At 49.3% G+C, this 12,776-nt stretch carries 11 protein-coding genes; 1 reads left to right on the forward strand and 10 read right to left on the reverse strand.

Features of this window, described 5'->3' with window-relative positions; all coding sequences use genetic code 11:
• The first annotated feature begins 215 nt into the window (after positions 1-215).
• Positions 216-1,373, forward strand: a complete 1,158-nt coding sequence (locus EBS36_03455) for a hypothetical protein (GenBank protein NBU32211.1) — start codon at positions 216-218, stop codon at positions 1,371-1,373.
• A 15-nt stretch (positions 1,374-1,388) separates the two neighbouring features.
• Here the strand turns inward: EBS36_03455 and ftsY are convergent, their stop codons facing one another.
• The 10 genes from ftsY to EBS36_03505 form a co-directional block, all read right to left on the reverse strand.
• Complete coding sequence (ftsY, locus tag EBS36_03460; protein NBU32212.1) at positions 1,389-2,474, reverse strand: signal recognition particle-docking protein FtsY; 1,086 nt, start codon at positions 2,472-2,474, stop codon at positions 1,389-1,391.
• A gap of 47 nt (positions 2,475-2,521) precedes the next feature.
• Positions 2,522-6,106 (reverse strand): chromosome segregation protein SMC, encoded by a 3,585-nt coding sequence (gene smc / locus EBS36_03465; protein NBU32213.1) that lies wholly within the window; start codon positions 6,104-6,106, stop codon positions 2,522-2,524.
• 93 nt (positions 6,107-6,199) lie between these two features.
• The gene (locus EBS36_03470) at positions 6,200-7,063 is read right to left on the reverse strand and encodes a bifunctional DNA-formamidopyrimidine glycosylase/DNA-(apurinic or apyrimidinic site) lyase (protein NBU32214.1); all 864 of its coding nucleotides are present in this window, start codon (positions 7,061-7,063) and stop codon (positions 6,200-6,202) included.
• Between the two features lie 21 nt (positions 7,064-7,084).
• Positions 7,085-7,780, reverse strand: coding sequence for a ribonuclease III (locus EBS36_03475; protein NBU32215.1), 696 nt, complete (start codon positions 7,778-7,780; stop codon positions 7,085-7,087).
• A 4-nt stretch (positions 7,781-7,784) separates the two neighbouring features.
• Entirely contained in the window at positions 7,785-7,958 is a 174-nt protein-coding gene (locus EBS36_03480; GenBank protein NBU32216.1) for a 50S ribosomal protein L32, read from the reverse strand.
• A gap of 41 nt (positions 7,959-7,999) precedes the next feature.
• Positions 8,000-8,572: a DUF177 domain-containing protein gene (locus EBS36_03485; protein NBU32217.1), complete on the reverse strand. Its 573-nt coding sequence runs from the start codon at positions 8,570-8,572 to the stop codon at positions 8,000-8,002.
• 10 nt (positions 8,573-8,582) lie between these two features.
• On the reverse strand, positions 8,583-9,062 hold the full coding sequence (locus tag EBS36_03490) for a pantetheine-phosphate adenylyltransferase (GenBank protein ID NBU32218.1): 480 nt from the start codon (positions 9,060-9,062) through the stop codon (positions 8,583-8,585).
• An 8-nt stretch (positions 9,063-9,070) separates the two neighbouring features.
• On the reverse strand, positions 9,071-9,646 hold the full coding sequence (gene rsmD, locus EBS36_03495; protein NBU32219.1) for a 16S rRNA (guanine(966)-N(2))-methyltransferase RsmD: 576 nt from the start codon (positions 9,644-9,646) through the stop codon (positions 9,071-9,073).
• Positions 9,643-11,808 carry an ATP-dependent DNA helicase RecG gene (gene recG, locus EBS36_03500; GenBank protein NBU32220.1) on the reverse strand — a complete coding sequence of 722 codons (2,166 nt, stop codon included), beginning with the start codon at positions 11,806-11,808 and terminating at the stop codon, positions 9,643-9,645. The genes rsmD and recG overlap by 4 nt, the downstream gene beginning before the upstream one ends.
• A complete protein-coding gene (locus tag EBS36_03505) occupies positions 11,805-12,722 on the reverse strand; it encodes a DAK2 domain-containing protein (GenBank protein ID NBU32221.1) in 918 nt (305 codons plus the stop codon). The genes recG and EBS36_03505 overlap by 4 nt, the downstream gene beginning before the upstream one ends.
• Between the last annotated feature and the right edge of the window lie 54 nt (positions 12,723-12,776).

Here is a 12,776-nt window from a genome sequence, read left to right on the forward strand (position 1 = left end):
GTTGTGTTGCGCAAAGTGACTTGAAATGTTTCCCGCGTGTTACAAAGTATTAATCAATGTTAATAATCCGCCAGTTTGATGACCCAAAGCAAGGAAGTTGCGAGGTTGGTAGCCGACTTCCCTGCCCACTACTTGCCTAAAACCATTTTTGTCGGGGGAAATATCTAGGATTGACATAACAATACGGTTTCGAATTGCAAAAGCGAAAGGTCATCATGGCTACTCAAATTGCACCACCCCAGAAAGAGCTCTTTTGGTTTCGGCCGGTAGGCAGATCCATACTCGGTGTGCTGGCCATTTTGTCGCTCGGATATTTTCTCGGTCCACTGATTGGCAGTGTGCGCCGGGCAGCTAAAACACCTGCATATTTAATTACCTTACTTCTTGGTTTGTGGATGATAAAAATCTTTAATCTCGGAACCCAAGGCGCGGTGATGTTCGGTGTCGTACTTGGATTTATGGCGCTATTTACTAGGCAGCTAGTTCCACCCGCAATTGAAGCTTCAGTTGAGTTCCATCTGCAACAAACAACTTCAGACCTAGCTTCTTTTGCACTTCCTGAAGCCGATGGCAGCGGCAATGCAATTTCATATTTCTTTAAGGCCAAAGCTCAAGTCGTGGCAATTGAACGGGCACAACGGGCTCGAGTTGATGGCATAAACACCTTTTATCGTGATGTCGAGACTTTCAAAACTAGTTTTCCTGAGATTGAATTCGGCCAAGATACCGATTCCGAAGAAACACTTTTGACAATCGACGGTTGCGAACTTTTTGAACCGCGAAAGGGGCCAACAGTTACTCAGCGTGAGACTCGCTCTGGTGGTCGTCCATTCATAGGAACCAAAGTCGGACCACTTTTCGTCGGTGGAGCTGGTGGATCAACTAGTCATTCAACTTCAATAACTACTCCAGCTGAAGACATTGTGCAATCAGTTGACTCAGGCGCTTTAATAGTCACTTCACGTGGTATTTCGTTTGTCGGCAGCAAGTACACAAGGCATAGCGAATTCAAATCACTTATTGCTGCCCAAGGTGAATACGACCGAATGACATTTGCAGACAGTAAGAAAACCACGATTTGGGGTGCAGTATTTCCATCAAGAGTAGACATGTGGATGGTGAATGCAATTATCGGCGCGGTAGATGAACTGAGCGATCGCAAACTAGACACTTCAGGGAAGGCCTCAGTTGAGGAAATCAAATCTGCGCTCAAAGGCGCTTTTGATGCGACTGTTTCAATGTTGGGAGATTTCTACAAGACTGCTAATGCTGAATTTGAAGCTGCCAATAGCCAGTTACGCGAGTACCACCGGGTTTACCCAAATCAAGTTGCCCTGCCAAGCTCGCCAGCTACCCACAATCAGTTAGCCTGATTTCACGATTGCAGGTTAAGCAAGGAGTCCAGCGACAAATTCTGCTGGCTCGAATACCGCAAGATCATCTGGCCCTTCCCCAAGGCCGACTAATTTCACCGGCACACCAAGCTCCTGCTGCACGGCTACTACGATGCCACCTTTTGCCGTGCCATCTAGTTTTGAGAGCACAACACCTGTGACGGGCACAACTTCGCTAAAAACTTTTGCTTGAATTAATCCATTTTGACCAGTAGTGGCGTCAATTACTAAAAGGACTTCGGCGATCGGTCCACGCTTTGCACACACCCGATATACCTTGCCCAACTCGTCCATCAAACCTTGTTTGGTATGTAACCGACCCGCAGTATCGATTAGAACCACATCTACTTCCTGTTCGTAGCCCTTAGTTACTGCATCAAAAGCAACAGAACCTGGATCACTACCTTCAGCGCCTCGAACTACAAGCGCACCAACTCGATCGCCCCAAGTTGCTAACTGATCGGCTGCTGCGGCTCGAAATGTATCGGCAGCACCAAGCAATACTTCTTTGTCTTGATTTGAAATGAATTTGGCCAGCTTGCCGGTGGTTGTGGTTTTACCGGTTCCATTGACTCCAACTGTGAGCACAACGGCAGGAATGGTTTGACTTCGAGTGAGTTGGAGTGTGCGATCTAATCCACCATCCACAACTTTCACTAATTCGGTTCGGGCTAGATTAAATAATTCGTCAGCATTAGAAATGTTTTCGCTGCGAACAATTCGCTTCAGACCAGCAACAAACTCGGATGCAGCCTGCGCTCCCATGTCAGCCATGATCAAGGCATCTTCGAGCTCCTGCCAGGCATCTTCATCAATTGCGGAACGATTAAACACTGATCGAAAAATGCTGGTCAGTGATCCGCGGGACTTGCCAAAGTCATCCGCGGCAGATTTCTTGCTCGAATTAGATGTGACTGACTGCGATACTGGTGCCTCAACCAGACTTTCAGGATGGTCAGCACCCTGAATAGATTCTGCAGTCTTACCGCTTTTTTGGCTTCGCGCCCGAAGCACGAAGAAAAGCACGGCTGCAACTAAGCCGACTGTGGCAATAATTATGACCAGGGCGTTGGTGTTCATTCGGCTGCGCTTTCACCAGAAGGACTATTAACTAAAGACTAAACCTGTTACACCAATGCGGAGTCATCAGGTTGTTCTTCCCGAACAATCCGCTGACTAATGACATGAGTTACGCCATCTCCGCGCATAGATACGCCATACAAAGCATCTGCAATCTCCATTGTGTGCTTCTGGTGCGTAATGATAATCAACTGCGAACTGGACTTAAGGTCAGCCAAAATGTTCAGTAGGCGAAGCATATTTACTTCATCGAGTGCAGCCTCGACCTCATCAAGGATGTAGAACGGGCTTGGCCGAGCCTTGAAAAGTGCAACTAAGAATGCCACCGCTGTGAGCGATTGCTCGCCACCGGAAAGCAATGACAATCTACGGAAATTCTTGCCCGGTGGTCGGGCCTCAATTTCAACGCCAGAATTAAGCAGATCTTCGGGGTCGGTCAGGCGCATCCGAGCTTCACCGTCTGGGAACAGTCCAGCAAACACTTGCTTAAACTCTTTTTCAGTATCAGCAAAAGCTCGAGCGAACACTGTTTGGACCCGCTCGTCAACATCTTTTATAACGGTTAGCAGGTCATTTCGAGACCGGCGTAGATCCTCAAGTTGTTCACCCAAAAACTTATGCCGTTCTTCCAAGGCGGAGAATTCTTCAAGTGCTAGCGGGTTAACTTTGCCCAGTAACGCTAGCGAACGTTCAGCAGTGGCCAACCGAGATTCCTGCTGACTTCGAACATAAGGGTAAGGTTGCGGATCTTCATCAACCTCTTCATCGCCTGGTGCAGGTGGACTCGGTGGCACTAATACCGTCGGGCCATACTCAGTCAATAAGTCATCTGGCGAGACGCCATACTCTTCAATTGATCGATTCTCGAGATTTTCGATTCGCAAACGCTGTTCTGCTCGCGCTACCTCGTCACGATGCACAGTATCAGTCAATACTTCTAAGTCAGCAGTAAGCACGCGAATTCGATCACGTACTGAACGAACTTCTGACTCTTGCTCAGTCTTTGCGGTAGCAGCCTTCTCCCGTTCCCGTTGCGCTTGCTCAATGGATGCGCCTAAAAGTGCAAGTGCGCTCTCGCTGGCAACGACCACCGCACCAGCTGTTTGTGCTTGGCGACGGCGTTGTTCGCGCAATTCAATTGCTCGGGCTCGGGTAGTGCGTTCAACATGTGCTGCGTGTTCGAGTTGTTCAATCTGTAATTCAAGGGCAGAAAGTCGTTCTTCGCCGGTGCGCAATGCTAATCGCGCGTCGAGTTCAATCTGGCGCACAGCAGTTGCGGCACTGGCTAGGGCCTCTCTGGCAGATTCATCCAAAGCCGAGTCATCGGCTGGCTCTTGCTGAGCGGAAGTTAGTCGAGCTTGTAAATCATTAACTACCCGAAGATCGTCTTCGCGCGCCTTCATCGCTGAATCCATAGCAGCTGCCAAGCGGTCCGCTTCGCCCGTCGCACTTCGAACTACAGACTGCAGGCTGCCAAGCTGCTCTGCGATAGCAGCCATATTTGCGTCTGACTCGTGCAGGCGATCCAGTGCGTGGCCTACCACGATAACCGCTTCAGCATGAACTTGCAGGGCTGAAGCAACGTTGAACTTTGTTCGATCAAGTTCATGCGCTGCTGATTCCAAACGAACACGGGCTTCATCGACAGCAGCCTGTAGTTCGATAAGTGACTGCGCTCCGTGCGTTCCACCTTGGACTAAGCCAAGGCTGTAAAGGTCTCCGCCTCGAGTGACTGCGGTCAAATTCGGATTGCTGTTTGTAATGGAAATTGCTTCCTCGCGAGTCTGTACTGCTACTACTCGAGCCAAAAGGTTGGCCAATGTTTTATGCAAATCTGAATCGCAGCGAATTAAATCAATTGCGTAACGCTGTCCTGCGGCTAACGGAGGCCAAACCGCAGTTTCCGACAGATCCTGACCAACAACAACTAAAGTTGCCCGACCAGCTTCATCGCGGTGCAACATTTGTATTGCCTGCTGGGCTGCATCTGGCGAAGCAACAGCAATTGCGTCAGCCGCGCTACCTAGTGCAGTTGAAATCGCCAGTTCCCAGCCAGATTCAATCTGCATCAACGCGGCAACGGAGCCTAAGATTCCCGACATGGAATTGCTAGCTGCCAAAATTGCAGCGCCGCCATCGCGACGGGACATGCCTTGCTCTAGTGCTTCGAGTCTGGCAGCTGCAGCAGTTCGCTCCTTTTCGGCTTCAACTTCACGACTGCGAGCATTAGCCAAAGTTAATTCAGCATTTGCCAGAACGGCCTGTGCCCGTTCGTAACTGTCATCGAGATTTACCTCGCCCTCATCGAGACCGGCTACTTGACCTTCAATTACGGCAAATTCTCCGGCGGCCTGCGCTGCTTGTTCTCGTGCAGTGGCCAATCGACTAGCAAGGCGCTCAATTTCTGAGGTGCGAGTTTCCACTCTTGAAGTAGCGGCAGCAACCTGTCCAGCTAGTCGCGCCAGTCCCTCGCGACGATCGGCGATAGTGCGAGCTGCTTGCTGTAAGCGTGCGTCTTCTGCAGCCAATGCAGACTCCGCAGAAACTCGCTCATTGATTGCAGCAGTAAGAGCTGTCCGCTCTTCACCAACTTTTGCGTTTAACGCTTCAAGTGCTACGCGTAACTCGGACGCCTCACGATCAATCTCCTCGGGATCTCGACCTGGAGGTACTTCTTCCTCTTGTGCTTGTCCTAATCGCACCCGTTCACGGGCCAATGCCAAGGTGGAGCGAAGGCGTTCTTGTAATGCACCTAATTGATAGAAGGTGTGTGAAGCCTGCTCAACCAAGGGATTCGCCTGGGTGATGGCAGCATCCAGAATCGCTTCCCGTGCTTTAGCAGCAGTTAGTTCGCTCTCAACCTCTCGACGACGTTCTCGCAAAGCAGTCTCGTCTGCGATTTCAGCGTCCAAAGCCTCACGCAATTGGGTTAAATCGTCAGCAAGTAGCCGCAGTCGTGCATCGCGCACATCAGACTGAATTACATTCGCTCGACGGGCGACCTCCGCTTGGCGACCCAATGGCTTTAGCTGGCGCCTAAGTTCATTTGTTAAATCCTCAAGCCGAGTTAAGTTTGAATCCATTGCTGCTAGTTTGCGTAATGCCTTTTCTTTGCGCTTACGGTGTTTTAGAACGCCGGCAGCTTCCTCGATGTAGCCTCGATGTTGCTCTGGGGTTCCTAGCAAAATTTCCCGAAGTCGGTTTTGGCCAACGATGACATGCATCTCGCGACCGATTCCAGAGTCGCTAAGCAATTCTTGGATATCTAAAAGTCGGCAGGCAGTTCCGTTGATTGCATATTCTGATCCACCATTTCGAAACATGGTGCGCGAAATAGTTACTTCGGTGTAGTCAATGGGTAATGCGCCATCAGTATTGTCAATGGTCAGCAATACTTCAGCACGACCTAATGGAGCGCGTCCCTTTGAGCCCGAGAAGATTACATCTTCCATCTTTCCGCCGCGCAGTGACTTAGCGCCTTGTTCACCCATTACCCAGGCGATGGCATCTACCACGTTTGATTTACCAGAACCGTTAGGGCCAACTACGGCAGTAATACCGGGCTCAAAATTTAGCGTCGTTGACGAAGCAAACGACTTAAAGCCGCGGATGGTAAGACTCTTGAGGTACACGCAGGTCTTCCTGATCGGGCCAGCGGGGAATCTAGCGATGTGCGACTTTCAGTTTACCGTGCCCGCTGGTCAATCTTTAGAAACGGCAGGCACTTAGCTGACTGTGGATAACTGTTGACACTTTGGGCAGCTAAAGGATGAGCGGTTCATAAAGTGGTCCCGAACTATCGGCCGGCCACATCGACTGCAGGGCTCATCCTCTCGTCCGTAGGCATTAAGGTCGCGGGAAAAATAGCCACTCTCACCGTTCACATTTACATAAAGGGCATCAAAAGAGGTGCCGCCTACGGCCAATGCATCTCGCATCACACTTTGCGCACTGGTAAGAAGTAGGTCCAATTTTTGTTTGCTTATTGAGCTGGCAGGGGTAGCCCAATGAATTTTGGCTAACCAAAGTGCCTCGTCGGCGTAAATATTTCCAATGCCGCTTACCAGAGTTTGGTCAAGCAAAATCCGTTTGATTTGAGTTGGCTTCTTGCGAATCGCAGCAATGCACTCTTGCTTATCCCATAGTGGGTCTAATGGATCTTGGGCAATGTGGAATGCAGATTCTGGAACAATGATTCCACGCGCATCAGGACCTAGTTCCTCGACATTCATCCAGCCAAAAGTTCGCTGATCAACAAAGTGCACCGCGTTCTCACCTTCAGTAAACACACAGCGCACCCGTAAATGCTTCTCGGGCTTAGCGGTTATCGGTTGGATTAACACTTGGCCGCTCATACCTAGATGAGTCACCAGCGCCTGGCCATTATCCAAAACCAGCCAAAGGAATTTGCCACGTCTATTTGTGTCGATGATCGATCGTCCTGACAGCCTTGCCGCAAATTCTCGAGCACCTCCGATTTGCCTGCGGACTGCGCGGGGATGCCTGGCGGTTGCTTTCGAAATAGTTTTGCCGACTACATATTCATGGATGCCCCGGCGTACAACTTCAACTTCGGGCAACTCGGGCATGTCTGTAATGTACCCGTGAAATTACTTTTCGGCGTGTTCAGCCTTGAGTTCGGCGTACGCACTAGCAGCGGCAAGTTGCTCCGCCTCTTTCTTGTTTGAGCCAGTTCCGTGACCGTAGAGACGCTCACCAAGAACCACTTGGGCATGGAACATCTTTTCGTGATCCGGTCCCTGTTCAGTAATGGAGTATGCGGGTACTCCTACTCCTAATTCAGCAGTAAGTTCTTGCAACGAAGTCTTCCAGTCAAGACCCGCGCCTAGTGATTGAGCTTGCTCAAGTAAATAAGCAAAATTGCCTAAGACAAATGACTTAACTTCAGCCAATCCATTGCTCAAGTAGATTGCGCCAATCACTGCCTCTACGGTGTCAGCAAGTATTGAGGACTTGTCGCGGCCACCTGTGGCCTCTTCACCTTTACCTAGTAAAAGATAATCTCCTAGGCGTAATTCGCGAGCAACGGAAGCGAGTGCGCGAGCATTAACAACAGCTGAGCGCATTTTGGCCAATTGACCTTCTGGTAAATCCTGATGTTCTTGGTAAAGAAAGTCTGTGATTATGATGCTTAAGACTGAGTCGCCTAAAAATTCCAGTCGCTCATTAGTTGGGATTCCACCTGATTCGTATGCAAAAGATCGATGGGTGAGAGCAAGTGCTATCAGTTGTTCGTCAATTGATAATCCGAGCCGAGCGAATAAATCGTCGTACGACGCAGACATGAGATTAGACGCTGAGAACCTGACGCTTGTCGTAGGTGCCACAAGTTGTGCAAGCGGTGTGCTGCAACTTAGGTGCACGGCAACGATCACAGGTAGCAAGATTTGCTGCTGTGGTCTTCCATGCAGAACGACGATGACGTGTGTTGCTGCGTGAAGTCTTACGCTTTGGAACGGCCACTTTACGCCTTCCTTTTCTTCCTAAATTGGGCTTTTGCCCCTCTAATCTTGGCTTCTAGGCTCGGGTCTGGTCAAATCGGCAAGTGCAGACCACCTCGGATCTGTAATTTCATGCTGATGTTCGGGCTGTTCATTGAGATTCTGGCCACATTCGACACAGAGGCCAAGGCAGTCAGACTTACAAAGTGGCTGGATTGGCAGGGCTAGAACTACCGCATCACGCAGTAACGGCTCGAGATCGATTAAATCGTCCTCGACTTTGAGAACATCTTCGTTATCTAACTCGTCCTCAACTACCCGGCCACGATGATCGGTATCTGGGTACTCATAGAGTTCCTGCAGATCAACTTCTAAATCGTATGAAAGTGGCTCGAGGCATCGCGAACATTCACCGGTCACTGTCACTAGAGCAGTGCCAGTTACAAGCACACCTTCCATTACCGACTCCAGCCGAAGGTCGAATTCAACTTCCGAATCTTGAGCCACGCTTATTACGCCAATTCCCAATTCCTCAACCAAAGTCACATTAAAAGTCTTGGTTTTCATTGCTCCAGCTCGGCGACCCAAATCACGAACGTCTAGTACTAAGGGAACATGTGGGTCTAATGAAGTCATCTCGGGTCCTCTACGCCTGAGCGGTGAATTTATTTTTTAGTGCCTCTTGGACAGCTACTGGCACCAAGCCTGAAACATCACCATTAAATTTGGCGACTTCTTTAATCAAGCTTGAGGAAAGAAAGCTGAATTCAGGATTCGTCGCCACGAAAAATGTATCAACGCCAAGTGTTGAATTCATCTGCGCCATTTGTAGTTCGTAATCAAAATCCGAAACGGCTCGTAGTCCTTTAACGATTGCTTTGATATCGTGATTAGCGCAGTAATCAGCCAAAAGTCCTTCGAAGGTATCCACAACAATGTTTGAATAATCCGCGGTGCATTCGCGAAGCATTGCTACTCGTTCATCAATTGAGAACAAGCCAGACTTAGTGCTATTAATCAAGACTGCAACAGTGACGTGATCAAACTGATCGGCTGCGCGAGCGAATACATCAAGGTGTCCATTTGTTACCGGGTCAAATGACCCCGGACAAACTGCTTTACGCATAAGACCTCCTACACCTCTACTCTGTCAGGTGCATAGACTCCATACCAAATTCCCGTATCGCCATAACTTTTTTGCGCGTATTCATGTATTGAATCCGGCCAAGCCAGTGTCGACTTAGCACTGCGCTCAACAACTATGAATGCCTCTTGGGAAAGCCATTTGTTGTTGGCTAAACCTGAAATCACATCAACCAATGCCGAGTTTGGCAATGCATAAGGCGGATCTAAAAAAACTAGGTCATAAGGCCCAGAATTTGGCGGATTTGAAGTGGAGACCGAAACATCCACTTTGCTGATTACCGCTCGCTCTTGATTCAACTCCTTAATATTTGCCGCTATGCAATCTGCAGCAGAAGCGTCCTTTTCAATAAATGTGCACTGCAGCGCACCGCGCGACATTGCTTCAAGGCCCATCGCACCAGAGCCCGCATACAAATCGAGCACCTTTGTTCCGGCAAAGTCACCAAGTGCGTGCTGCACCGTTGAAAATACCGCTTCCCGAACTCGACTTGATGTTGGTCGGGTAACAGATGCCGGGACAATCAACCTTCGGCCTTTGTGTCGCCCGCTAATAATTCGTGTCATGATTTCTTCACAAACTCCGCACGGCTCGCAACTAATGCAGTTACTGCTCGAGCTAGTGCTGGTTGGTTTTCCAAGTTTGGATCGGTCTGCACTATCGCTTGGGCCAGTTCACGAGCTTGTTCTAGCAATGGGGCATCTGCGATGATGCTCACTAATTTCAAACTGGAATGCACACCTGATTGCTCACGACCCAGCACATCACCCTCGCGACGTTGCTCTAAATCAAGCGCTGCTAATTCAAATCCATCTGTGGTGGATGCTACAGCAGCAAGCCGCGCTCGAGCTGGACTGTACTGACTTGATTCAGTAACTAATAGGCAAAGGCCAGGTAGAGAGCCACGACCAACACGACCGCGCAATTGATGTAATTGGCTAATACCAAATCGATCTGCATCCATAATCACCATTGTTGTTGCATTGGGGACATCGACACCAACTTCAATAACAGTGGTTGAAATCAGGACTTCAATTCCATCTGGACTGCTCGGTCCAGCAGTAAATCGCTGCATCACTGCATCTTTATCGGCCGGCGACATTTGTCCATGCAAGGCGCCAACGCGCAAATCTGCAAGCGGTCCTGTAGTTAGTTCGTTAAATAGATCTTCCAAAGCAACGGCAGGGCGACTTTTAGCTTCAGCGTCCTTGTCCTGCTGACTGGCGATGCGCGGCACAACGATATAAACCTGATGGCCCTGAGTCACTTCCTCGCGGATTCGTTGCCAAGCTCGCTCTAAGTGTGCGGGTTTCTCTGCCGCCGCAACTACGTGAGTGGTTATTGGCTGACGACCTTTAGGTAGTTCGGTCAAAGTGGAGACGGCTAGAGCGCCAAAGGCCGTCATTGCAACAGTGCGCGGAATTGGTGTTGCGGTCATTACTAAGACATGTGGCCTGCGTTCGGTTCCAGCTTTAGAAACTAGGGTGGCCCGTTGCTCAACGCCAAATCGATGTTGTTCGTCAATGACGACAAGGCCCAAGTCAAAAAAATCTACTCGGTCTTCTAATAGTGCATGAGTACCAATGACGATGCCTGCTTGGCCGCTCGTGATATCCAGCAGAGCTTTGCGTCGTTGCGCGGTATTTAACGATCCCGTGAGCAAAGTTACTCCGGTTGCGCCTTCGGCAGCCCCGAGTTCGCCTGCCCTTGCAAGCGGTCCAAGTAAGTTAGTGACGGCCCGATAATGTTGCATTGCCAATACTTCTGTTGGCGCAAGTAGAGCCGCCTGTCCCCCGCTATCTACCACAGTGAGCATTGCTCGAACAGCAATAACGGTCTTCCCACTACCGACTTCACCCTGGAGAAGTCTGTGCATTGGATGGCCAGTTGCAAGTTCAGCAGCTAACGTCTCTGCCACTTCAACCTGACCTTGGGTTAATGAGAATGGCAAACTTTGGTCAAATGAATCAAGCAATCCGCCAACTTTTGGAGTTCTGGCTATTGCTGGCCACTTGGCATCTTCATACCTTTGTTGCGCCAAAATGATTTGCAAAGCTAGCGCTTCATCCCATTTGAGGCGCAGCTTCGCCTGCTCCAACTCTGCAGTACTTGTTGGTTTATGAATTGCCTTGAGACTCGTTTTCAGATCAAGTAGATCGTGAGCAACTAACACATCTTCAGGCAACGGTTCGTCTAGGTCGCCTAGTTTGAGCAAAACTGACTCGACACATCGAGCAATGGTCCAGGTTGGCAGTTTTTTTGTTGCCGAATAAACCGGCAAGAATTGCTCTGCGTAATCATCGGCCGAAATCTGGGTAAATTCACCTAATAGCTCGTAATCAGGGTGGGTCAATTGACGCTTGTTATTGAAGACCGAAACTTGGCCGGCAAACAACCCGCGTTTGCCCGGAGTCAGCTCTTTTTCTCGCCAATGCTGGTTGAAAAACATTAACGTCAGTTGACCCGTTCCATCACTAATGACAACTTCCTGGCGATTACCAGGCTTTGATTGATTCCGCAGAGACTTAAAAGTGACAACTTCCGCCTGTACGGTTACATGCTCACCTATTTCTAAACTATTCAAGTTAGTAAGTGCGCCACGTTGTTCATACCTTCGCGGGTAGTGGCGTAATAGATCTTCCACAGTGTTCATGCCAAATTCAGAGTTCAATAGGTCAGCAGTCTTTGCCCCGATTACTGTAGAAAGTGGTTCAGCTAATTCAGTCATGATTCGCTTAACTGACCTGCTAATGAAGTGGTTGTAATCATTGATACTGCTCCGAGAGATTCTGCAACATCTAATACTCGTGACACTTCATCAGTATGTATGTGCACTTTGAACTCCGGCGTAATCCCAGCGATAGTTATCGACTCGCCTAACTCAGCTAATGCGACTCGAAGTTGCTCGCGCGCATCTTTGCTGGTTGTTAATAGAAAAGTTAACTCAAAGCTAGGGCCGACATATTCGATCAGTGGCGGTAAGTTGGTTCGCTCGTGCATGAATGAAATATTCACCTGATGGTTGTTGTAAAAGCTTGAAACCGATTCATGAAATAGCACTAAGACACAAGCTCCTGCATCTACTACTTGCGCATTCTGCAACTGCGCCAACTGACTAGTGGTACGTAGTAGTGCAGATTTGGCCACATGGGTGACATCACCCAGATAGGCGAACAATTCAAATGTTGGCCGTACTTTAGCTACTGCTTGTGCGACGCTCAGGATTGTGCCGTCAGAAGGATTGAGCACTGCTTCAAAAGCACATTTTGCCGCCGATTGTAATCCCGCATACCAGTTAGCCACATCAGCTTGATCGCCGACAGCCATGGCCAGGCCACGAAAATACTCAGCCAAGATGGTGCCTGAGTTGCCACGGGCATTCGCACTTGCGAATTGAGCAAACTGGCGAACAGTTAGGGTGAGGGACTCTCGGTCCACAGGATTAGCCGACAATCCCATGATTCCGGCCTGAACGGTTAACAAGGAATTGGTTCCAGTATCCGAATCAGGAACAGGAAATACATTCAGGGCATTAATCTCGGACTCTCGTAATTCAAGTTGGTCGGCAAAGATTTGCAGTATCTGCAGAAAATCACTGGTCAAAATCCGACCAACATCATGGGCGGATGGGCTTGCAGACACACACCAAGATTACCGTTTCCTTAGGAAATCTAGGCTTGGCGCAACATGAGCAAC

The sequence above is a fragment of the Actinomycetota bacterium genome, assembly GCA_009923495.1.
GTDB lineage: Bacteria > Actinomycetota > Actinomycetes > S36-B12 > UBA5976 > UBA5976.